The following is a 21,849-nucleotide window of genomic DNA, read 5'->3' as shown; positions in this document are numbered from 1 at the left end:
GCGCCGCCGTCGCCGTCTCGGCCGCGTGCCTGAGCCCCGCCGACGCCGCCGCCCAGCCGCCGGCCACCCCGACCACCACGACAGGCGGCTGCGCGCCCGGCCGCTGCATCCCGGCCCGCTCCACACCCGCCCGCAGCGCCGCCGCGACCCGGTCCGCGACGGGTGCCCGCTCCGACTCCGACCGCAGCCCGAGCAGCACCAGCACACGGCCCTCCACCGGTCGTACACCGAGCAGGACCGGCACGCCCACGGACGCCAGCTCCTCCGAGACCGCACGCGCCAGCACCGCCCAGCCACCGCCAGGCGAGAGCGCGTCGCCCAGCCGCATGACCACGGGCATCAGGGGACTGTCACCCGGCTTGAAGCCCAGCACGCGCGCCTGCGCGGGCGCGTCCTGAGCCGTGATACGGCCTTCCGCGAGGTCGGTGAGGAAGTCGCCCCGACCCCGCGCCGCCAGCTCCTCCTCCTGGCGGGCCTGCATCAGCACCACGGCCAGGATGCTCGCGGCCCGCTCGGCGGCGATCCGGTGCACCGGCGCCAGCGGGGCCCGCACCGGCAGCAGGGCGAGACGGGCGCGCACCGACCCCGCTCCCGGGCCGCCGCCCGGCACGTCCACGAGCACCGACCCGGCCGGCGGCGGGGCGTCCTTGCGCTGGCCGCGCAGCCCCTCCCACACCTGCAGCGGATCCGCGCCCTCGGGCCCGGCACCGGCGGCATACAGCAGCTGCCCGTCCGTCGTCTCCAGGAAGACCGGGTTGCCGCAGAAGTCGGCCAGGATCCCGAGTACCTGCGGCACCCCGCCACCGCCCAACAGGGCCTCCGTGCACCGCCGGTGCACCTCTTCGGCCCGCTGCAGCAGCGCGTAGTGGCCGTTGACGATCTCGGTGTGGATCTCCTCGGTGACCGTCACGAAGGGCACCTCGCGGTGCAGCTGGACCAGGGGGAGCCCGGCGCTGCGGGCCGTCTCGACGAGGGCGGCGGGCAGGCGGGTGAAGCGCGGGCCCAGCTCCACCACCAGGGCCGCGATCCCGCGCTCGGCCAGCGTGCGGACGAACGCCCGCTGATCGGCCGGACGGGTGCCGAGCCCGTACCCCGTCGTCAGGAGCAGTTCCCCGCCCTTGAGCAGCGAGGCGATGTGCGGGACCTCTCCCGCGTGGACCCAGCGCACCGTCCGCTGCAGCCGGTCGGCGCCCGCGAGCACTTCGGGCAGTCCGCTGCGCAGCCCGGGCAGCTCCAGCGCCCGCTGAACCGTGATCCCGGCGCCCTGGCTCTCGAAACGGCTGTCCGTGCGGCTGTCCATGCTGCGGACGGTACCTGCGCGGACGCTCCCGCAACATCTCCGGGACGATCTTCGTCGCGGTTGCGGGCAGCGCGGCGGGGTAAGCGCGCCGCCATGGACTTCAGTGTGGTCGCGGTTGCGCGAGAGGACGACAGTGCCGTCGAGGAGCCGCTCAGGGTCGCCGTGGTCGCCGACCGGCTCGGGTACGGCGAGGTGTGGGCCGGTGAGGGGCCGACGTGGGACGCGTTCGTGCTCGCCACGGCGATCGGGCGGGCCACCGAGCGGGTCGCGCTGACCGCCGGTCCCGTGGCGGTGTCCGTGCGCGACCCGTTCACCATCGCCCGGGGCGCCGCCTCCTGCGCCGCCGTCACCGGCCGGCCGGTCGGCGTCGCGCTGGGCACCTCCAGCAAGCGGGTCGTCGAGGGCGTCCACGGACGCCCGCGGGTCAGGCCCGCCGCCGTACTCGAGGAGAGCGCGGCTGCCGTACGAGAGCTGCTGCACGGCGCGTACGGCGAGCCGGTCGTACCCGGCAGCGCTTTCCGGCGGCGGCAGCAGCCGCCCGGCGGACCGCTCACCGTGGCCGCGTTCGGCGACCGCGCGATCGCCACGGCCGCCGCGCACGCCGACCGCATGCTGCTCGACATCGTCTCCCCGGAGCAGGTCCGCACCCTGCGCGCCCGGATGACCGACGCCGCGGAGCGCGCGGGCCGTACCTCGCCACCGACCCTGGCCGCCTGGCTGCCGGCCGCCGTCGATCCGGACCCGGACTCCCTCGCGCAGGTCCTGCGGAGCATCGCCGGCTATCTGACGGTGCCGGGCTACAGCGACATGTTCGAGGCGGCCGGTTTCGGGGAGGCCGTCGAACTGGCCCGTACCGGTGCCGACCCCGTCACGCTGGTGCGGGCGCTGCCCGCTCAGGCGGCGGGCACGGTCGGCCTGGTGGGCGACGTCGACGCCGTACGCGCGCGTGCCGAGGAGTACGCCGAGGCAGGGCTCGACGAGATCGCCCTCGTCCCGGCGACGGCGGGCGACCCAGGCGGGGAACGCACGCTGACGGCCCTCAGGCAGGCCTGATGTTGTGGTTGAAGCGGAAGACGTTGTCGGGGTCGTACTGCCGCTTCAGCGCCGCCATCCGCCGGGTGTTCTCCGGACCGAGGCCCGCGACCACCCGCTCCGGGCCCTCGTCGCCGATGAAGTTCAGATAGACCGCGCCGGTGCTCCACGGCCCGGCGTCGGCGCGGACGTCGCGGACCCACTGGACGCACCGCTCATCGTCCGCCGGATCCTGCCACATGCCGTACGGGTGCACCGCCCACGGCGCGTCACGGTAGGGCACCGGATAGTCGTGCGGGCCGGCGGCGATCGCACCGCCCTGGGGGAGCAGCACGAACTGGGTGCCGGTCGGCACGGGCATGCCCTGGGCGCCCGTGCAGAAGACGGCCACGTAGTTGTCCGGTGCGCCGGTCAGATACTCCGCCGACCAGTAGTGCCGCATGCCGGGCGGATCGTCGATCATGCACTGCACGTCGGCGTACGGCATCGCGCCGACGATCTCCGCCTCGTGCTTCAGCGCCAGCAGGGGATCGGCGTACTTGCGCATGTCCTGCTCCGGACCGGCGTACGTCAGCAGCACGCCGCACACCAACTCGCCGACCAGAGACGGCGGTACGAACTCCTCGGGCGGGCCGGTGAAGTACAGGACGCCGCCGCCCACCTCGTCCGGGCCGGACTCGATGACGTCGCGGAAGGTGCGGACGGCAGCGGGCGCGAACTCCGGCTCGTACAGCAGCATCGCGATGGCGAACTCGGGCAGTTCGTGCAGTTTCAGGGTGAGCGCGGTGGCGATGCCGAAGTTGCCGCCACCGCCGTGCAGCGCCCAGAACAGCTCCGGGTTCTCGTCCGCGTTCGCGTGCACCCGGTTGCCGTCGGCGGTGACCAGCTCCACGCCGAGCAGATTGTCCACGGCGAGCCCGCAGCAGCGGTCCAGCCAGCCGGTGCCGCCGCCGAGGACGAAGCCGCCCACGCCGGTCGTCGAGGCCCTGCCACCCGTGGTCGCCAGGCCGTGCGGCTGGGTCGCCCGGTCCACATGGCCCCAGGTGGCCCCGCCCTCGACCCGTACCGCCTCGGCTCCCGGATGGACGGTCACCTCGTGCATCCGGCGCAGGTCGACCACCAGACCGCCGTCGTTGACCGCCATACCCGCCACGCTGTGCCCACCGCCGCGCACGGCGACGTTGAGGTCCAGCTCCCGGCCGAACCGCACGGCCCGGACGACGTCGTCGACGTTCGCGCACTGCGCGATCACCGCGGGCCGCCGGTCGATCATGGCGTTGAAGACGGCACGCGCCTCGTCGTAACCGGGATCCCCGGGAGCGAACACCTCACCGGCGAGATCCTCACGCAGCGCGGCGAGGGCCGCGCCCGCCTTCGAGAGGGAAGCCATGGCTGCCCCCTTCCATGCCGGGGCAATCGCTTGCTCCCAGCCTAGGCGCTCCGCTGGAAGGCCGCGATGAGCCGTCGGTTCGCTGCAGCGCCATCGTGGCTGGTCGCGCAGTTCCCCGCGCCCCTTCGGGGCGCTGCCGAACCGCAGTCTGTTCAGCCGCCGTAGGCTCCGGACGCCGTCAGGCGCAGTGCCGTGTCGATGAGGGGCACGTGGCTGAAGGCCTGCGGGAAGTTGCCGACCTGGCGCTGCAGGCGCGGGTCCCACTCCTCGGCCAGCAGACCGAGGTCGTTGCGCAGGGACAGCAGCTTCTCGAAGAGCTTGCGGGCCTCGTCGACGCGGCCGATCATCGCCAGGTCGTCGGCCATCCAGAACGAGCAGGCGAGGAACGCCCCCTCGTCGCCCGGGAGGCCGTCGACGCCCTCGTTCTCGCCCTGCGTCGGGTAGCGCAGGATGAAGCCGTCCTCAGTGGACAGCTCGCGCTGGATCGCCTCGATGGTGCCGATGACCCGCTTGTCGTCCGGCGGCAGGAAGCCCATCTGCGGGATCAGCAGCAGCGAGGCGTCCAGCTCCTTCGAGCCGTACGACTGCGTGAAGGTGTTGCGCTCCTTGTCGTAACCCTTCTCACACACATCCCGGTGGATGTCGTCGCGCAGCTCGCGCCAGCGCTCCAGCGGGCCGTCCGCGTCACCGGACTCGATCAGCTTGATCGTGCGGTCGACCGCGACCCACGCCATGACCTTGGAGTGCACGAAGTGGCGGCGCGGGCCGCGCACCTCCCAGATGCCCTCGTCCGGCTCGTCCCAGTGCCGCTCCAGATAGCGGATCAGCTTGAGCTGGAGCAGCGAGGCGTAGTCGTTGCGGGCCAGGCCCGTCATGTGCGCGAGGTGCAGGGCCTCGGTGACCTCGCCGTACACATCCAGCTGGAGCTGGTGCGCGGCGCCGTTGCCGACCCGGACCGGGGCGGAGTTCTCGTAGCCGGGCAGCCAGTCCAGCTCGGCCTCGCCCAGCTCGCGCTCGCCCGCGATGCCGTACATGATCTGCAGGTTCTCGGGGTCGCCGGCGACCGCGCGCAGCAGCCATTCGCGCCAGGCGCGGGCCTCCTCGCGGTAGCCGGTGCGCAGCAGCGAGGAGAGCGTGATCGCCGCGTCGCGGAGCCAGGTGTAGCGGTAGTCCCAGTTGCGGACGCCGCCGATCTCCTCCGGCAGGGAGGTGGTGGGGGCGGCGACGATGCCGCCGGTCGGGCCGTACGTCAGCGCCTTGAGCGTGATCAGCGAGCGGATCACCGCCTCACGGTAGGGGCCGTGGTACGTGCAGTGCTCCACCCAGTCGCGCCAGAAGTCCTCGGTCGCCTCCAGCGACTGCTCCGGCTCCGGCAGCGGCGGCGGCTCCTTGTGCGAGGGCTCCCAGGAGATGGTGAACGCGATCCGGTCGCCCGGTCCGACGGTGAAGTCCGAGTACGTCGTGAGCGACTTGCCGTAGGTCTCGGCGGATGTGTCGAACCACACGGAGTCGGGGCCCGCGACGGCCACCGTGCGGCCCTCGTGCCGGTGCACCCACGGGACGATCCGGCCGTAGGAGAACCGCATCCTCAGCGCCGAGCGCATCGGGACGCGGCCCGAGACGCCCTCCACGATCCGGATGAGCTGCGGGGCGCCGTCACGCGGGGGCATGAAGTCGATGACCCGGACCGTGCCGCGCGGGGTGTCCCATTCGGACTCCAGGATCAGCGAGTCCCCGCGGTAGGTGCGCCGGGCCGCGACGGGCGGCGCGGCGTCGGCCGCGTGCGCGGGGCCGAGCCGCCAGAAGCCGTGCTCCTCGGTGCCCATCAGACCGGCGAAGATGGCGTGCGAGTCGAAGCGGGGCAGGCACAGCCAGTCCACTGTGCCGTCCCGGCAGACCAGGGCAGCGGTCTGCATGTCTCCGATGAGTGCGTAGTCTTCGATGCGCCCGGCCACGTGCAACTCCAGTCGAACGGCCACGTCACCCCACAAGGGGGCTGTCGCTAGTGCGGTCAAGGGGTCTTTGTCATACGTCGTTGAGCGATGAAGCAAATCAGTCGCTCATGCCATGAGGCAAAACAACAGTCGTTGCTCAACGAACTGACGAGCTCTCGTTGTTCCGGTGGGTACGGGCTGGGGTGGTGCCGTTTTGCCGGCCGGGCTCGGCAGCGAGTGTCCGAGCAGGATACGACGCACGTAGATGATCTGCGTGCCGCTCCGGGCAACGCGGGTGCGCCGAACGGGTGAGCAACGGGTGAGAAAGAAGTAAGCGGTACGTGTCCGTGCCGACCCGTGTGCGGAGCGTGGCCGGAAGCCATCGCCCCCTGGCGCTGATACCCTGGTAGCCCGTGGACCGGTGGGAGAAAAACCCCGGAACGCCACCCAGACCGCGACCACGGGAGCCCCCTCTTGGCCATGCCGCCCGCTGTTTTTCGAAATAACACAGCCACGACGACCAAGCACATCTTCGTCACCGGGGGTGTCGCCTCCTCTCTCGGCAAGGGCCTGACGGCCTCGAGCCTCGGCATGCTGCTCAAGGCCAGGGGCCTGCGCGTCGTGATGCAGAAGCTCGACCCGTATCTGAACGTCGACCCGGGCACGATGAACCCGTTCCAGCACGGTGAGGTGTTCGTCACCAACGACGGCGCCGAGACGGACCTGGACATCGGACACTACGAGCGCTTCCTCGACCGTGACTTGGACGGCTCCGCCAATGTCACTACAGGGCAGGTCTACTCGACGGTGATCGCCAAGGAGCGGCGCGGTGAGTACCTGGGTGACACCGTGCAGGTCATCCCGCACATCACCAACGAGATCAAGCACCGTATCCGCCGTATGGCCACCGACGAGGTCGACGTCGTGATCACCGAGGTCGGCGGCACCGTCGGCGACATCGAGTCGCTGCCGTTCCTGGAGACGGTCCGCCAGGTCCGGCACGAGGTCGGCCGTGACAACGTCTTCGTCGTCCATATCTCGCTCCTGCCCTACATCGGCCCCTCGGGAGAGCTGAAGACGAAGCCGACCCAGCACTCGGTTGCGGCCCTGAGGAACATCGGTATCCAGCCGGACGCGATCGTGCTGCGCAGCGACCGCGAGGTGCCGGGCGCGATCAAGCGCAAGATCTCGCTGATGTGCGACGTCGACGAGTCGGCCGTGGTCGCCTGCCCCGACGCCAAGTCCATCTACGACATCCCGAAGACCGTGCACGGCGAGGGCCTGGACGCCTATGTCGTCCGCAAGCTGGACCTGCCCTTCCGCGATGTGGACTGGACGACCTGGGACGACCTGCTCGACCGCGTCCACAACCCCGACCACGAGATCACCCTCGCCCTGGTCGGCAAGTACATCGACCTGCCCGACGCCTACCTCTCGGTCACCGAGGCGCTGCGCGCGGGCGGCTTCGCCAACAAGGCCCGCGTGAAGATCAAGTGGGTCACCTCGGACGACTGCAAGACCCCGGCCGGCGCCAAGGCGCAGCTCGCCGACGTCGACGGCATCTGCATCCCGGGCGGCTTCGGCGACCGCGGTGTGCTCGGCAAGGTCGGCGCGATCAAGTACGCCCGCGAGAACAAGATCCCGCTGCTCGGACTCTGCCTGGGCCTGCAGTGCATCGTGATCGAGGCCGCGCGCCACCTGCTCGACATCTCGGACGCCAACTCCACCGAGTTCGACTCCGCCACCGGCCACCCGGTGATCTCCACCATGGCCGAGCAGCTCGACATCGTCGCGGGCGAGGGCGACATGGGTGGCACGATGCGGCTGGGCATGTACCCGGCCAAGCTCGCCGAGGGGTCCATCGTGCGTGAGGTGTACGACGGCAAGGAGTACGTCGAGGAGCGGCACCGTCACCGGTACGAGGTGAACAACGCCTACCGCGCGGAGCTGGAGAAGAAGGCCGGCATCGTCTTCTCGGGCACCTCGCCGGACGGCAAGCTCGTCGAGTACGTCGAGTATCCGCGTGACGTCCACCCCTATCTGGTCGCGACCCAGGCGCACCCCGAGCTGCGCTCGCGTCCGACGCGTCCGCATCCGCTGTTCGCCGGGCTGGTGAAGGCCTCGGTCGAGCGGAAGAATTCCAAGTAACACACCAGTTGTACGGTTGCCGGGGTGCGTACCTTCAAGGTCGCGCCCCGGTTTTTTTCTTGCACATCCGGAAGGACACGGCATGACCATCAAGGACACTCCCGAGGAGTGGGAGATCCGGGCGACGGAGACCCCCTTCGTGGGCAACAAGACCTCCGTCCGCACCGACGAGGTGGTCATGCCCGACGGCTCGGTCGTCCGCCGTGACTACCAGGTCCACCCCGGCTCCGTGGCCGTCCTCGCCCTCGACGACGACGGCCGTGTCCTGCTCATCAGGCAGTACCGCCACCCCGTACGGCAGAAGCTGTGGGAGATCCCGGCCGGTCTGCTCGACATCCCCGGCGAGAACCCGCTGCACGCCGCCCAGCGCGAGCTGTACGAGGAGGCGCACGTCAAGGCCGAGGACTGGCGGGTGCTGACCGACGTCTACACCACCCCCGGCGGCTGCGACGAGGCCGTACGGATCTTCCTCGCCCGCGATCTGTCCGAGGCCGACGGGGAGCGCTTCGAGGTCGAGCACGAGGAGACCGACCTGGAGTACGCGCGCGTGCCCGTCGACGAGCTGGTCCGGGGCGTGCTCGCGGGCGAGCTGCACAACAACTGCCTGATCGTGGGCGTCCTTTCACTGGTCGCCGCCCAGCAGGGTGACGGACTCGACGCACTGCGCCCCGCGGACGCGTCCTGGCCGGCGCGACCCTTCGAGGCCTGAAACACGGTTGGCCCACACCCGGTGTGACCATCGGCTGATCCGATCGGGCGACGTGTCCGCCGCGCTCGTCACGGAACGTTGCAGAGCGTGAACTAGGCTCTGAAAATGCCCGAGCCGGAGTCCCGGCGGGTTGGCACGTGTGGTGGGACGGGAGTGTGGCCCGTGACGGATCAGGCGGTGGACACCGGTGGCGTGCGGCTGTCCGCACACACTGCTGCGGAGTCTCGATTCCTGGGTCGCACACGGGAGTTGAAGGAGCTGCGCGCCGACATCGAGCGCGCGGGACTGGACACCCTCTCCGGCCGCAAGGCCCCCCGCGCGCGCGTGCTGCTCATCGCGGGCAGGCCCGGCTCGGGACGTACCGCACTCGCCGAGGAGCTGGTCCGGCAGGTAGCGGACCGTTACCGGGACGGAGTGCTGCGAGCGCGTCTGAGCGAGCCCGACGGCAGCCCCGTCCCCGTCGAGCGCACCGCCCGCGAACTGCTCACCGCCCTGGAACTGCCCACCCCGCCCGGCGCCCGTGACGACGACCTGACCGACGTGCTGCGCACCGCCCTCGCCGACCGGCGTGTCCTGCTCCTGCTCGATGACGCCGCCACCGCGGAGCAGGTCGACGCGCTGCTGCCGGACACCGCGGAATGCCTGGTCGTCGCCGTGTCCGGCGGCCCGCTGACCGGGATCGCGGACGTCCGCCCGTGCACCCTGGGCGGCCTCGACACCAAGTCGGCCGTGGAACTGCTGTCCCGGCACACCGGCTCGGTCCGCATCACCGTCGACCCGCGGGCCGCCGAAGGGCTCGTCGAGGAGTGCCAGGCCCAGCCCGCCGCGCTGATGCTGGCCGGCGGCTGGCTCGCCGCCCGCCCGAAGGCGGCCGTCGCCGACTTCGCCAAGCAGCTGCATGCGGAGGGTGACGACGGCACGCCGCTCAGCCGGGTCTTCCGGCTCGCCTACGCCTCCCTGCCGAGCACCGCAGCCCGGATACTGCGCCTGCTCTCCCTCGCCCCGGCCGGCCTGGTCGACCCGCACACCGCCTCCGCGCTCGCCGGCTGCTCGGTGGACGGCGCCCACACCGCCCTGGACGAATTGGTCTCCCTCGGCCTGCTGCGGAGCCTGCCCGCGCCGCTGCCGCAGTACCAGGTCCCCGGCTGTCTGCACCCCCTGCTCAAGGCGCTCACCGAGACCCAGGACCGCCCCGCCGAGCTCCAGCTCGCGCGCGCCCGCATGCTGGAGCGGACCGTGCGCCTGCTGCAGTCGTGCCGGGCGATCACCGAGACCGACAGCCCGCTCGCCCGCGAGAAGCTCGTCGGCATGCCGCGCTCCCTGCGCTTCCCCAGCCCGCGCGCCGCCGCCGACTGGCTGACCGTCCGCAGGCCCGCCCTGCTCGCGTCGGCGCGGCTCGCGGTCGCCGACGGGGAGCTGGACACCCTGGCCCGGCGCCTGATGGCCCAGCTGGTGCGTGCGATGGCGGCCCACTTCGGCACCCGGGCCGCCGCATCCGACCTGTACGACATCCACCGCCTGGTCCTCGATGTCGCCGAGCGCCGCAAGCTGCCCCGCGAGAAGGCCGCCGCGCTGCTGAACCTCGGTGATCTGGACGCGCAGACCGGCCGTACCGCCGAGGCGCTGGTCCGCTATCGCGCGGCTCTGGACGCCGGACGCGAAGCGAACGATCCGTATGCGACCGGGCGCGCGATGGAATCCGTAGGCGGCGCGCACCAGGAGCTGGGGGACTACGACCGGGCCGCCGACTGGTTCGGCCGGGCCCTCGCCGAGCGGCTGGCGCGCGGCGAGCGCGAGGACGTGGCCCGGCTGTACGGCCGTATCGCCGCAGCCCACACCTATGCGGGCCGCTACGGCGAGGCGCTGCGCTGCTGGCGCGCCGCGGTCGCCGGGTATCGCAAGAACAGCGATGTGGCCGCCCAGGCACGGGCGTTGAGCGAGCTGGCGCGGGTCCAGGAGTACGCGGGACGGCCCGAGGAGTCGCTGCGCACCTGCCACGAGGCGATCGAGTGGGCCCGTCGCGCCGAGGACGTACGGCTGCAGGCCGCGCTGCAGCTCAGGCTCGCCGACACCCTGGACCGGCTCGGCGACCCCACGGCCGCCCGACTGCATCGCGGGGCGGCCGAGCGCATGCTGGGTGAGGAGCTCCCGGAGAGTGATCCAGAGCCGGAACAAGGTCCTAACACCTGCGAAATCCGCAGTACATCCGACGAAGATTGAAGCAATGAAAGGCTAGACAGCGGGAACACCTTCATTAGACTGGCTCTGCCGCACCTTCTCCCGCGGTGTCTCCTGGTGTGCCCACGCACGTCCGGGTAAGTCTTGTAATGCACCCTCTGAGCCAAGGACCGTGATCGACGTGAAGGTCGGCATCCCCCGCGAGGTCAAGAACAACGAGTTCCGGGTGGCCATCACCCCCGCCGGCGTGCATGAGCTGGTGCGCCACGGCCACCAGGTCGTCATCGAGCACGACGCCGGTGTCGGCTCCTCGATCCCGGACACCGAGTACGTGGCCGCCGGCGCTCAGATCCTGGACACCGCCGACGAGGTGTGGGCCACCGCCGACCTGCTGCTGAAGGTCAAGGAGCCCATCGCCGAGGAGTACCACCGCCTCCGCAAGGACCAGACGCTCTTCACCTACCTGCACCTGGCCGCGTCCAAGGAGTGCACCGACGCACTGCTGGAGTCCGGCACGACCGCGATCGCCTACGAGACCGTCGAGCTGCCCACCCGTGCCCTCCCGCTGCTCGCCCCCATGTCCGAGGTCGCGGGCCGGCTCGCCCCGCAGGTCGGCGCCTACCACCTGATGCGCGCCAACGGCGGCCGCGGTGTGCTGCCCGGCGGTGTCCCTGGCGTGCTGGCCGGCCGGGCCGTGGTCATCGGCGGCGGCGTCTCCGGCTGGAACGCCGCGCAGATCGCCATCGGCATGGGCTTCCACGTGACCCTGCTCGACCGCGACATCAACAAGCTCAAAGAGGCCGACAAGATCTTCGGTACGAAGATCCAGACCGTCGTCTCCAACGCCTTCGAACTCGAGAAGGCCTGCCTCGATGCCGACCTCGTCATCGGCGCCGTGCTCATCCCGGGCGCCAAGGCGCCGAAGCTCGTCACCAACGAGCTCGTTTCGCGGATGAAGCCGGGAAGTGTCCTTGTCGATATCGCGATCGATCAGGGCGGCTGCTTCGAGGACTCCCGTCCCACCACCCACGCCGAGCCGACCTTCCCGGTCCACGGCTCGGTCTTCTACTGCGTCGCCAACATGCCCGGCGCGGTGCCCAACACCTCCACCTACGCGCTCACCAACGCGACGCTGCCGTACATCGTCGAGCTCGCCGATCGAGGCTGGGTCGAGGCGCTGCGCCGTGACCCCGCGCTCGCCAAGGGCCTCAACACCCATGACGGCAAAGTGGTTTACCGCGAGGTCGCAGAGGCGCACGGGGTGGAGCACGTGGAGCTGGAGTCACTGCTCGGCTGAGCCGCGCCGGACCGGCCTTGCGGCTAAGTCACCTTTTCGTAAAGGCGATACGTCAACACAGGTCGTCAACGTCGCACACCCGGCCGGACCTTGCCCGACAAGGTCCGGCCGAGTGTGTGTATGGTCACTTTGCGGCTCTCGGTCAACTCGCCTCGAACGTAACCCTTGAACCGATTCGTACACCGGTGAAACCTGCCGTGCGACGGCCGTACGCCCTTGACAGAGGGATGTTTCATTGCCGACACATCCTGCCGGGTCCGGCGGATTGTGTTGCTGCGGACGCCCGACACGCCATAGAGTCGCCAACCGTCGGCATGGTGCCACGCTGACCTGTCTAGAAGTTTCCTGGTCACCAAGGAGGTAAGACGACTTGTGAATGAGTCGACATTTTCTCCCGGGGGTGGTCAACCAGGAATGCCTGCACGGGCCGAGCGCCCCGCGGGGTTCGAGGCTGTCGGCTCCGTAGCGGTGCGCACCTTCGCAGCCCAACAGACTCACCTGAAGTCAGGTGTGACTCAGCCAGCACACCAGAGCATGGATGGCCATCACGTGAACGCCATGGCCGGCGACGGAAGTGGCGCGCCCCACAACCACTTCGCCGACTACGACGAACTGCCCGACGGGCACTTCTACGATCCCGACGCGGAGTACGAGCCCGACCCCGAGTACGCGGCCACGCTCGCGCCCGACGCTGCCCGCCAGCGCCGTGAGCGCATCGGCCCGACCGGACGGCCGCTGCCGTACTTCCCGATCCCGGGTCCGCTGACCGACCACGGTCCCGCGAAGATCATCGCGATGTGCAACCAGAAGGGCGGCGTCGGCAAGACGACGTCGACCATCAACCTGGGTGCCGCGCTCGCGGAGTACGGACGCCGAGTCCTGCTCGTGGACTTCGACCCGCAGGGCGCGCTGTCGGTCGGTCTCGGCGTCAATCCGATGGAGCTCGACCTCACCGTCTACAACCTGCTCATGGAGCGGGGCATGGCGGCCGACGAGGTGCTCCTGAAGACCGCGGTCCCCAACATGGACCTGCTCCCGAGCAACATCGACCTGTCGGCCGCCGAGGTACAGCTGGTGTCCGAGGTCGCGCGCGAATCCACGCTGCAGCGGGCGCTCAAGCCGCTGATGGCCGACTACGACTACATCGTGATCGACTGTCAGCCCTCGCTCGGCCTGCTCACCGTGAACGCCCTGACGGCGGCTCACAAGGTGATCGTGCCGCTCGAGTGCGAGTTCTTCGCCCTGCGTGGCGTGGCGCTGCTGACGGAGACGATCGAGAAGGTCCAGGAGCGGCTCAACCCGGAGCTGGAGCTCGACGGGATCCTCGCCACGATGTACGACTCGCGCACCGTGCACAGCCGTGAGGTGCTCGCGCGTGTCGTCGAGGCGTTCGACGATCACGTCTACCACACGGTCATCGGCCGCACGGTCCGCTTCCCGGAGACCACGGTCGCCGGTGAGCCGATCACCACGTACGCCTCCAACTCCGTCGGTGCCGCCGCCTATCGCCAGCTCGCCAGGGAGGTGCTCGCCCGGTGTCACGCCGAGTGAGTCTGCCGGGGGCCGACGAACTGTTCCGTACGACAGGGGGGATGGCGCTCCAGGCGTCCACTCCCCGGCGCCAGGCCAACGGAGAGGCCCGGGTGCCGGCTCCGGCGGGGGAGAGCGACGCCGCCGCCGCGGAGGACGCGCCGCAGTCGGTGCCCGCCCAGGGCGGTGACGGCGACGGGGCCGAGCATGCCGCGGCCGACGCGGAGTCGGTCGACGCCGGAGAGTCGCGCAACCGGGCCGCCGCCGCGGAGCGTTCCGCGCGACGTCAGGGGGCGCAGGAAGGTTCTGGCGCTGGTGCGGCGGCCGCATCCGCTCAGCCCCGCAAGCGCGGGGGGCGGGCCGCCGCGCGCCGGCCCAGCGGGCGGGAGCGGCACGACGAGAAGATCACCGTGTATGTCTCCGCCGAGGAACTCATGGACCTGGAGCACGCACGGCTGGTGCTCCGCGGTGAGCACGGGCTGGCGGTCGACCGCGGGCGCATCGTGCGCGAGGCGGTGGCCGTGGTGCTGGCCGACCTGGAGTCCCGTGGGGACGCGAGCATCCTCGTACGCCGGCTCCGTGGGCGGTAGCGGTAGCCTGCGGGGGCTATGACCTCGAACGACCTTCCCGCCCCCGCGTCCGGCTCCGCCGGGCGTCGGCGTGCGCTGGGGCGGGGCGCGGGCGCTCCGCGGGTCGAGCCGGTTCCCGAGGCGGCGCCGGTCGGCGTGGAGCCGGAACCTGAGGCTCCTGAGGTTGTTGTCCCGGAGCCGGAACCTGTAGTTCCTGAGACGGTCGTCCCGGAGCCGGAACCTGTGGTTCCCGAGGTCGTCGAGCCGGTCCCGCAGGACGGTGGCGAGTCCGACGGGGTCTTCAAGGTTCGGCTGTCCAACTTCGAGGGTCCCTTCGATCTTCTCCTCCAGCTGATCTCTAAGCACAAGCTCGACGTCACCGAAGTGGCCCTGTCCAAGGTCACCGACGAGTTCATGGCGCACATCAGGGCGATGGGCCCGGACTGGGACCTCGACCAGACGACCGAGTTCCTGGTCGTCGCGGCCACGCTGCTCGATCTGAAGGCGGCGCGGCTGCTGCCGTCGGCGGAGGTCGAGGACGAGGCCGACCTCGCGCTCCTCGAGGCGCGTGACCTGCTCTTCGCGCGGTTGCTGCAGTACCGCGCGTACAAGCAGATCGCCGACATCTTCAGCCGCCGGCTGGACGAGGAGGCACGCCGCTATCCCCGTACGGTCGGGCTGGAGCCCCACCACGCCGAGCTGCTGCCCGAGGTCGTCATCAGCATCGGAGCGGAAGGGTTCGCCAAGCTCGCCATCAAGGCGATGCAGCCCAAGCCCAAGCCGCAGGTGTACGTCGACCACATCCACGCGCCGCTGGTCAGCGTGCAGGAGCAGGCCGGGATCGTGGTCGCGCGCCTGAAGGAACTCGGCGAGGCCAGCTTCCGCTCGCTGATCGAGGACACCGAGGACACGCTGACGGTCGTAGCCCGCTTCCTGGCGCTGCTGGAGCTGTACCGGGAGAAGGCCGTGGCGCTGGAGCAGGAGACCGCCCTCGGGGAGCTGATGGTGCGCTGGACCGGCGAGGGGGACGCGGAGCCGATGGTGACCGACGAGTTCGACCGGCCGCCCGAGCCGCCCAAGGACGAGGAGAAGAAGGCGTGAGCGAGGACACCACCGAGCTGCCGGCCGGGCTGCGCGCCGTCGCCGACCTGGAGCTGAAGCCCGCCCTGGAGGCTGTCCTCATGGTCGTCGACGAACCCGCGACCGTGGAGCACCTCGCGAAGATACTGGAGCGGCCCAAGCGGCAGATCACCAAGGCGCTGCGGGAGCTGGCCGACGACTACACCGTGCAGGGCCGCGGCTTCGAGCTGCGGCTCGTCGCCGGCGGCTGGCGTTTCTACACCCGCCCAGAGTTTGCCCCCGCCGTGGAGCGGCTCGCCCTGGAGGGCCAGACCGCCCGGCTCACGCAGGCGGCGCTGGAGACGCTCGCGGTCGTGGCGTACCGGCAGCCGGTCAGCCGCAGCCGGGTCTCGGCGGTGCGGGGAGTGAACTGTGACGGGGTCATGCGGACCCTCCTGCAACGGGGTCTCGTCCAGGAGGCGGGCACGGAACCCGAAACAGGTGCGATCCTGTACACGACGACGAACTACTTTCTGGAGCGGATGGGCCTACGCGGTCTGGACGAGCTCCCGGAGCTCGCGCCCTTCCTCCCGGAGGCGGAGGCGATCGAGGCCGAGACCCAGGAAGGGGTGCCGTCGTTCGACCCGGACGCACCCGATGCGCCCGGTGCAGACGACGCAGACGACTAGACGGAACTTTGATGCGAAGCAGCGGCAGCGGCAAGAGTGGCGGGACCGGCGGGCGGGGTAACAACCGCGGCGCCGGCAACAACAGGGACCAGAAGCAGGGGCAGGGCCAGGGTCAGGGCCGTCCCAGCAAGCCCCGCCCCGAGGAGCGCCGTTACGACGTGGGCCCCGGCGGGAGCCATGAGGGCCCGAAGTCCGGGCGCGGCAGCTCCGCGCGCGGGGGCGCCAAGGGCGGGCCCAAGCAGGGTCAGGGCGCCGGGCGGGGGCGCTGGGCTCCGGCCACGTCCCGTGAGTACGACGCGCGGGCCGAGGAACGCAACCGCGAGCGGTACGCGGGCAAGAAGGACGTCAAGCCGCCCAAGACCTTCCCGGGCGCCGAGCAGGAGGGCGAGCGGCTGCAGAAGATCCTCGCGCGCGCGGGCTACGGCTCCCGGCGTGCCTGCGAGGAGCTCATCGAGCAGGCGCGGGTCGAGGTCAACGGTGAGATCGTCCTGGAGCAGGGCAAGCGGGTCGACCCGGAGAAGGACGAGGTCAAGGTCGACGGGCTGACCGTCGCCACGCAGTCGTACCAGTTCTTCTCGCTGAACAAGCCCGCCGGTGTCGTCTCGACGATGGAGGACAACGAGGGGCGTCAGTGCCTCGGTGACTACGTGACGAACCGCGAGACGCGGCTCTTCCACGTCGGGCGGCTCGACACCGAGACCGAGGGCGTCATCCTGCTCACCAACCACGGCGAGCTGGCGCACCGGCTGACCCACCCCAAGTACGGCGTGAAGAAGGTCTACCTCGCGCACATCGTGGGCCCGATCCCGCGAGACCTGGGCAAGCAGCTCAAGGACGGCATCCAGCTGGAGGACGGCTACGCGCGCGCGGACCACTTCCGGGTCGTCCAGCAGACCGGCAAGAACTACCTCGTGGAGGTCACGCTTCACGAGGGGCGCAAGCACATCGTGCGCCGCATGCTCGCGGAGGCCGGCTTCCCGGTTGACAAGCTGGTGCGCGTGGCCTTCGGCCCGATCACCCTGGGCGACCAGAAGTCGGGCTGGCTGCGACGGCTGTCGAACACCGAGGTCGGGATGCTGATGAACGAAGTCGATCTCTAGAAGCCGGTACGTGACGGCCGGTCCCGGATTTTCTTTCGGGCCGGCCGATTCGTTTTCGCGCTCCCCGCGGTCTGTATCGGTGACGGAGGGAGCGGCATGGCTGCGACGACGACGGACCGCGAGGAGTTCGTACGGCTGACGGATCCGTACCGGCGGGAGCTGCTCGCGCACTGCTACCGGATGCTGGGCTCGGTCGACGAGGCCGAGGACCTGGTGCAGGAGACGTATCTGCGGGCGTGGCGGTCCTACGACGGCTACGAGGGCCGGGCCTCCCTGCGGACCTGGCTGCACCGGATCGCCACCAACACGTGTCTGACGGCGCTGGAGAGCCGTACGCGCCGTCCGCTGCCCCGCGGGCTCGGGGCGGCCTCAGAGGCGCCTGAGGAGCCGCTGAGGGCGCCTGTGACGGACGTTCCGTGGCTGCAGCCGCTGCCGGATGCGCTCATCGACCCCGCGACCGTCGTCGCCGCGCGCGGCAGTCTGCGGCTCGCGCTCGTCGCCGCGCTGCAGAACCTGCCCGCGCGGCAGCGGGCCGTGCTGATCCTGCGGGACGTGCTGGCGTGGCGGGCGGCCGAGGTCGCCGCGTTCCTCGGGACCTCGACGGCGGCCGTGAAAAGCACCCTCCAGCGCGCGCGTGCCCGGCTCGACGAGGCGGCCCCGGACGAGGACCTCGTCGTGGAGCCGGAGGGCGCGGCCGACCGGGAGGTGCTCGACCGGTATATGGCCGCCTTCGAGAACGCCGACATGGAGGCGCTGGCCGAGCTGCTCCAGGACGGCGTCGAACTGGAGATGCCGCCCTATCTGGAGTGGTTCAGCGGGAGGAAGGACGTGCTGCGGTTCCTGGAGCTGCGGGTGGGCGAGAAGGGCCTCGTCCGGATGCTGCCCGCGCGCGCGAACGGACAGCCGGCGGTGGCGATGTACAAGCGGGAAGCGGACGGCATCTACCGGGCGCACTCGCTGCAGGTGCTCACGGTGTCGGACGGCGCGGTCGCGCGGATGACCGTCTTCATCGATCCGGGACTCGTCGAACTCTTCGACCGCTTCGGGATGCCGGAGGTGACGTCATGAACTCCGGGGAGCTGTTGGAGCGTTCACTCGCCTATGCGCTGGGGTGCGTGGCCGGGGTGGAGCGGGCGGGGCTGGGGCGGCGGACGCCGTGTGCGGGGTGGGATCTGGAGGAGCTGCTCGGGCATCTCGGTGACTCGCTGGACGCGCTGCACGAGGGGCTGACCGGCGGGCGGATAGCGCTGGTGCCCACGCGTCCCGGAGCCGACCCGGCGTGCGGCGTCCGCACGCGCGCGTGCGCGGTGCTCGGCGCGTGGGCGGCGTCCGGTCCCCGCGACCGGGTCCTGGTCGGCGAACGGCCGCTGGACGTGCGGGTGATGGCCGCCGTGGGTGCCGTCGAGATCGCCGTGCACGGCTGGGACGTGGCCCAGGCCTGCGGGCGGCCACGGCGCATTCCGGGCCCGCTCGCGGTCGAGCTGCTGCCCGTCGCCCGGCATGTCGTGGCGGACGCGGACCGGGGAGTGCGGTTCGCCGCGCAGCTCGCCGTGCCGATGTCCGCGCGGCCGGAAGCCCGGCTGCTGGCGTTCCTCGGGCGCCGCGATTCCTTTCCGGGGTGAGCCCGGTCTGCCTTCCGTGAGTGACCTCAAGAACTCACGGAAGGCACTGTCATGACCGAGACCCTCAAGGTCCCCCTCGGTACCGCGCCCACCGCCAAGGCACCACCCCCGCGCGCGTGGACGGTGATGCTCGCCGGGCTCGGGGCCCTGCTGTGCTCCCTGGACGTCGTGGTCGTCGCCACCGCGCTGCCCGCGCTGCGGGCCGACTTCGGGGCGAGCCTGTCCCAGCTGGAGTGGACGATCAACGCCTACAACCTCGTCTTCGCCTGTCTGACCCTGACCGGCGCCGCGCTCGGCGACCGCTTCGGCCGGCGGCGCATGTATGTCGCCGGGCTCGCCCTCTTCACCCTGGCTTCCGCCGCCGCGGCCCTCGCGAGCGGCCCCGGCCAGCTGATCACCGCGCGCGCGGTGCAGGGCGCCGGGGCGGCCGTACTCCTCCCGCTCACCCTGACCCTCATCAGCGAGGCGTTCCCGGCGGAGAAGCGGGGCGTGGCGATCGGGGTGTGGGGCGGGGTGACCGGCCTCGGCGTGGCGGCCGGACCTGTGCTCGGCGGTGCGGTGACCGAGGGCCTGTCCTGGCAGTGGATCTTCTGGCTGAACGTGCCCATCGGCCTTGCGATGCTGCCCCTGGCCGCCACCAAGCTGCGCGAGAGCTATGGCACACGGCCCCAACTCGACATCGTGGGGCTGGTGTTGGCGGCCGTCGGGCTGACGGGCCTGGCCTGGGCGCCGGTGCGGGCGCCCGAGGTGGGCTGGGGGAGCGCCGAGACACTGGCCGCGCTGACCGTCGGTGTGGTGTTCGTGGCGGCTTTCCTGAGGTGGGAGTGGAAGGGGGCCCGCTATCCCATGCTGCCGTTGGAGTACTTCCGCCGGCGCTCCTTCTCCACCGCCAACGCCTCGGCCTTCATGCTGTTTGCCTCACTGCTCGGCGCCCTCTTCATGACCACGCAGCTCTTCCAGCTCGGGCTCGGCTACAACCCGCTGGAGGCGGGCGTACGGATCCTCGTCTGGAACGCCACGCCGCTCCTGATCGCGCCGATCGCGGGCGCTCTCGCGGACCGGTACGGAACCCGGCCCTTCATGCTGGGCGGCCTGGTGCTGCAGGCGACCGGCCTCGCACTGCTGGCCTGGCAGGTCGAACCGGGCGTCGGATACGACCGTCTCGTCGGCCCGCTGATCATCGCCGGCGTCGGCATCTCCATGGTCTTCCCGAGCGTGGCCAACGCGGTGACCGCGTCCGTGCCGCTCGGTGACGCCGGTGTGGCGGCCGGGGTCAACAACGCGCTGCGCGAGCTGGGCGGCGTCTTCGGAGTGGCCGTCGCCGCGGCCGTGTTCACGACGTACGGCAGCTATGCCACACCGGAGACCTTTGTCGACGGAGCGGGTCCGGCGCTGTGGGTGACGGCGGGGATCGCGGCGGTCGGAGCGGCGGCCGCGGCGTTCGCACCGTCGCGCGGGGCCAGTTGAGGGGTTGTACAGTCCCGTCGCCCCCTTTATAGTCGTGGTGACTATTAGTCGCGCTGACCATAAAGGGGGCGAGCGGATGTGACCGTGCCGACCGGCTACGACAAGTACGCGCACGAACCCTTCGCCGTCACCGTCGACCTCGCCGTCCTGACCCTGCGCGCGGGCGCACTGCACGTGCTGCTCGTCGAGCGCGGGCAGGAGCCGTACGCCGGACAATGGGCGCTGCCCGGCGGATTCGTGCAGCCCGACGAGTCGGCGGAGACGGCGGCCCGGCGTGAACTCGCCGAGGAGACCGGCCTGGTGGACGTCTCCGGGCTGCACCTGGAGCAGCTGCGGACCTATAGCGAGCCCGACCGCGACCCCCGGATGCGGGTCGTGTCCGTGGCGTTCGCGGCGCTGCTGCCGAACGCACCGGAGGCGCATGCGGGCAGCGACGCGGCGCAGGCGCGCTGGGTGGAATGTGACATTGCACAACCCCTCGCCTTCGACCACGACCGCATCCTGGCCGACGCCCACGACCGCGTCGGCGCCAAGCTCGAGTACACCTGCCTCGCCACCGCCTTCTGTCCGCCCGAGTTCACCCTCGGTGAGCTGCAGCAGGTCTACGAGGCCGTGTGGGGCACCGCGCTGGACCGGCCCAACTTCCGGCGCAAGGTGCTCGCCACGCCGGGCTTCGTCGAACCCGTCCCCGGCGCCGCCCGCTTGACCGGTGGCCGCGGCAAACCGGCTGCGCTGTACCGCGCGGGCACCGCCACCGCCCTGCATCCGCCCCTCCTCCGACCGTCCCGGGAAGGACGCCCCGTATGACCGCCACGACCGTCGCCAAGCGCGCCGCCACCGGAGCCCTCACCGGACTCGCCCTCGGCGACGCGCTCGGCTTCCCCACCGAGTTCAACGACGTGCCGTCGATCCTCGCCAAGTTCGGCCCCTGGCGGGAGATGGGGCTGCCGAGGCCCGCGATCGTCACGGACGACACGCAGATGACGCTGGCTCTGGGGAAAGGGTTGCGGGCGGCGATGGACCGGGGGGTGCTGGAGCCGTCGGCGATGGCCGAGTCGGTGCGGCGGGAGTTCATCGCCTGGAACCGCTCCCCGGAGAACAACCGGGCGCCCGGCAACACCTGCATCCGGGCGTGTGTCCTGCTGGAGGACGACCGCCCTTGGCAGGAAGCCAGCCAGATTGACTCCAAGGGCTGCGGCGCCAACATGCGCGTAGCGCCCCTCGGCCTCATCGCCGGCCTCAGCGACGAACAGCGCGCGGGCGCCGCCCAGTTGCAATCCGCACTCACCCACGGGCACCCGACGGCGCTGGCCACGTCGGACCTCACCGCGCATGCCGTACGACTGCTGGCGCAGGGCGCCGAGCCGACCGGACTGGTCGGGCTGCTGCGGTCATACGCCCTGGAGCACCGTTCCACGTACCACCACCGCTGGCTCGGCGACCTGTGGACGCGCAGCCAGGACCCGACGGCCGAGCACTTCATCGCGCGCGGCTGGGACGAGTGCCTGGCGATGCTCGACCGCCTCCAGGACGCGGTACGGACCGTGTCGCCCGAGACCGACCCGTGCCTGGCCACCGGTGCGGGCTGGATCGCCGAAGAAGCCCTGGCGACCGGACTGTTGTGCTTCCTGCTTTTCGTCGACGAACCCCTGACCGCCCTGCGCCGGGCCGCCTGCTCTTCCGGCGACTCGGACTCCATCGCCTGCCTCGCGGGCGCGTTCGCCGGCGCATACCTCGGCGCCGACGCATGGCCCACGGAGTGGGCCGACCGCATCGAGTACCGAGGCGACCTGCTGACCCTCGGGGCCCTCTGGGACGCTTGACC

18 protein-coding genes are annotated in these 21,849 nt (G+C 71.1%); 15 read left to right on the top strand and 3 right to left on the bottom strand.

All coding sequences use genetic code 11. The annotated features are described in order from the left end of the window. Window positions 1-1,300, bottom strand: a 1,300-nt coding sequence (locus tag AB0I98_RS42600) for a PucR family transcriptional regulator ligand-binding domain-containing protein (protein ID WP_362951372.1), incomplete at its 3' end; no start/stop codon positions are given. 93 nt (window positions 1,301-1,393) lie between these two features. On the opposite strand from AB0I98_RS42600, the gene AB0I98_RS42595 reads away from it, so the two are divergent. Further along, a complete protein-coding gene (locus AB0I98_RS42595; protein WP_362951370.1) occupies window positions 1,394-2,353 on the top strand; it encodes an LLM class F420-dependent oxidoreductase in 960 nt (319 codons plus the stop codon). Here the strand turns inward: AB0I98_RS42595 and AB0I98_RS42590 are convergent. Beyond that, a complete protein-coding gene (locus AB0I98_RS42590) occupies window positions 2,340-3,722 on the bottom strand; it encodes an FAD-binding oxidoreductase (protein WP_362951368.1) in 1,383 nt (460 codons plus the stop codon). The genes AB0I98_RS42595 and AB0I98_RS42590 overlap by 14 nt on opposite strands. Window positions 3,723-3,874: 152 nt before the next feature. Then, window positions 3,875-5,677 (bottom strand): glycoside hydrolase family 15 protein, encoded by a 1,803-nt coding sequence (locus AB0I98_RS42585; protein ID WP_362951366.1) that lies wholly within the window; start codon window positions 5,675-5,677, stop codon window positions 3,875-3,877. A 459-nt stretch (window positions 5,678-6,136) separates the two neighbouring features. Here AB0I98_RS42585 and AB0I98_RS42580 point away from each other — a divergent pair, with 459 nt between their 5' ends. The 14 genes from AB0I98_RS42580 (at window position 6,137) to AB0I98_RS42515 (ending at window position 21,847) form a co-directional block, all read left to right on the top strand. Next, window positions 6,137-7,804 (top strand): CTP synthase, encoded by a 1,668-nt coding sequence (locus AB0I98_RS42580; protein WP_362951364.1) that lies wholly within the window; start codon window positions 6,137-6,139, stop codon window positions 7,802-7,804. A gap of 82 nt (window positions 7,805-7,886) precedes the next feature. Next, complete coding sequence (locus AB0I98_RS42575) at window positions 7,887-8,513, top strand: NUDIX hydrolase (protein ID WP_362951362.1); 627 nt, start codon at window positions 7,887-7,889, stop codon at window positions 8,511-8,513. Window positions 8,514-8,675: 162 nt separating this feature from the next. Further along, complete coding sequence (locus AB0I98_RS42570; protein WP_362951360.1) at window positions 8,676-10,733, top strand: tetratricopeptide repeat protein; 2,058 nt, start codon at window positions 8,676-8,678, stop codon at window positions 10,731-10,733. A 130-nt stretch (window positions 10,734-10,863) separates the two neighbouring features. After that, window positions 10,864-11,988: an alanine dehydrogenase gene (gene ald / locus AB0I98_RS42565; RefSeq protein WP_362951358.1), complete on the top strand. Its 1,125-nt coding sequence runs from the start codon at window positions 10,864-10,866 to the stop codon at window positions 11,986-11,988. Window positions 11,989-12,402: 414 nt separating this feature from the next. Continuing rightward, window positions 12,403-13,539, top strand: coding sequence for a ParA family protein (locus tag AB0I98_RS42560; RefSeq protein WP_362951357.1), 1,137 nt, complete (start codon window positions 12,403-12,405; stop codon window positions 13,537-13,539). Further along, window positions 13,524-14,108: a hypothetical protein gene (locus AB0I98_RS42555; RefSeq protein WP_362951355.1), complete on the top strand. Its 585-nt coding sequence runs from the start codon at window positions 13,524-13,526 to the stop codon at window positions 14,106-14,108. The genes AB0I98_RS42560 and AB0I98_RS42555 overlap by 16 nt, the downstream gene beginning before the upstream one ends. An 18-nt stretch (window positions 14,109-14,126) precedes the next feature. Continuing rightward, on the top strand, window positions 14,127-15,188 hold the full coding sequence (locus AB0I98_RS42550) for a segregation/condensation protein A (RefSeq protein WP_362951354.1): 1,062 nt from the start codon (window positions 14,127-14,129) through the stop codon (window positions 15,186-15,188). Then, on the top strand, window positions 15,185-15,835 hold the full coding sequence (gene scpB / locus AB0I98_RS42545) for an SMC-Scp complex subunit ScpB (RefSeq protein ID WP_328367272.1): 651 nt from the start codon (window positions 15,185-15,187) through the stop codon (window positions 15,833-15,835). The genes AB0I98_RS42550 and scpB overlap by 4 nt, the downstream gene beginning before the upstream one ends. 11 nt (window positions 15,836-15,846) lie before the next feature. Beyond that, entirely contained in the window at window positions 15,847-16,935 is a 1,089-nt protein-coding gene (locus AB0I98_RS42540) for a pseudouridine synthase (protein WP_362951353.1), read from the top strand. 96 nt (window positions 16,936-17,031) lie between these two features. After that, the gene (locus tag AB0I98_RS42535; RefSeq protein ID WP_362951351.1) at window positions 17,032-18,003 is read left to right on the top strand and encodes a sigma-70 family RNA polymerase sigma factor; all 972 of its coding nucleotides are present in this window, start codon (window positions 17,032-17,034) and stop codon (window positions 18,001-18,003) included. Beyond that, window positions 18,000-18,557, top strand: coding sequence for a TIGR03086 family metal-binding protein (locus AB0I98_RS42530; RefSeq protein ID WP_362951349.1), 558 nt, complete (start codon window positions 18,000-18,002; stop codon window positions 18,555-18,557). Before AB0I98_RS42535 ends, AB0I98_RS42530 begins: the two co-directional genes overlap by 4 nt. 51 nt (window positions 18,558-18,608) lie before the next feature. Continuing rightward, window positions 18,609-20,024 carry an MFS transporter gene (locus AB0I98_RS42525; protein WP_362951348.1) on the top strand — a complete coding sequence of 472 codons (1,416 nt, stop codon included), beginning with the start codon at window positions 18,609-18,611 and terminating at the stop codon, window positions 20,022-20,024. Between the two features lie 78 nt (window positions 20,025-20,102). Beyond that, window positions 20,103-20,831, top strand: coding sequence for an NUDIX domain-containing protein (locus AB0I98_RS42520; RefSeq protein WP_362951345.1), 729 nt, complete (start codon window positions 20,103-20,105; stop codon window positions 20,829-20,831). After that, a complete protein-coding gene (locus AB0I98_RS42515; RefSeq protein WP_362951343.1) occupies window positions 20,828-21,847 on the top strand; it encodes an ADP-ribosylglycohydrolase family protein in 1,020 nt (339 codons plus the stop codon). Before AB0I98_RS42520 ends, AB0I98_RS42515 begins: the two co-directional genes overlap by 4 nt. Window positions 21,848-21,849: the final 2 nt, after the last annotated feature.

Source organism: Streptomyces sp. NPDC050211, from assembly GCF_040656035.1.
Classification (GTDB): Bacteria; Actinomycetota; Actinomycetes; order Streptomycetales; family Streptomycetaceae; genus Streptomyces.
Note: the sequence above shows the minus strand (reverse complement) of the source record. Positions and strands in the feature narration are given on the sequence as shown.

Bases quoted from the DNA above. Each gene is read 5' to 3' on its own strand.
- AB0I98_RS42595 (WP_362951370.1), top strand. From the start codon at position 1,394: ATGGACTTCAGTGTGGTCGCGGTTGCGCGAGAGGACGACAGTGCCGTC.
- AB0I98_RS42590 (WP_362951368.1), bottom strand. From the start codon at position 3,722: ATGGCTTCCCTCTCGAAGGCGGGCGCGGCCCTCGCCGCGCTGCGTGAG.
- AB0I98_RS42580 (WP_362951364.1), top strand. From the start codon at position 6,137: ATGCCGCCCGCTGTTTTTCGAAATAACACAGCCACGACGACCAAGCAC.
- AB0I98_RS42575 (WP_362951362.1), top strand. From the start codon at position 7,887: ATGACCATCAAGGACACTCCCGAGGAGTGGGAGATCCGGGCGACGGAG.
- AB0I98_RS42560 (WP_362951357.1), top strand. From the start codon at position 12,403: ATGCCTGCACGGGCCGAGCGCCCCGCGGGGTTCGAGGCTGTCGGCTCC.
- AB0I98_RS42550 (WP_362951354.1), top strand. From the start codon at position 14,127: ATGACCTCGAACGACCTTCCCGCCCCCGCGTCCGGCTCCGCCGGGCGT.
- AB0I98_RS42540 (WP_362951353.1), top strand. From the start codon at position 15,847: ATGCGAAGCAGCGGCAGCGGCAAGAGTGGCGGGACCGGCGGGCGGGGT.
- AB0I98_RS42535 (WP_362951351.1), top strand. From the start codon at position 17,032: ATGGCTGCGACGACGACGGACCGCGAGGAGTTCGTACGGCTGACGGAT.
- AB0I98_RS42530 (WP_362951349.1), top strand. From the start codon at position 18,000: ATGAACTCCGGGGAGCTGTTGGAGCGTTCACTCGCCTATGCGCTGGGG.
- AB0I98_RS42525 (WP_362951348.1), top strand. From the start codon at position 18,609: ATGACCGAGACCCTCAAGGTCCCCCTCGGTACCGCGCCCACCGCCAAG.
- AB0I98_RS42515 (WP_362951343.1), top strand. From the start codon at position 20,828: ATGACCGCCACGACCGTCGCCAAGCGCGCCGCCACCGGAGCCCTCACC.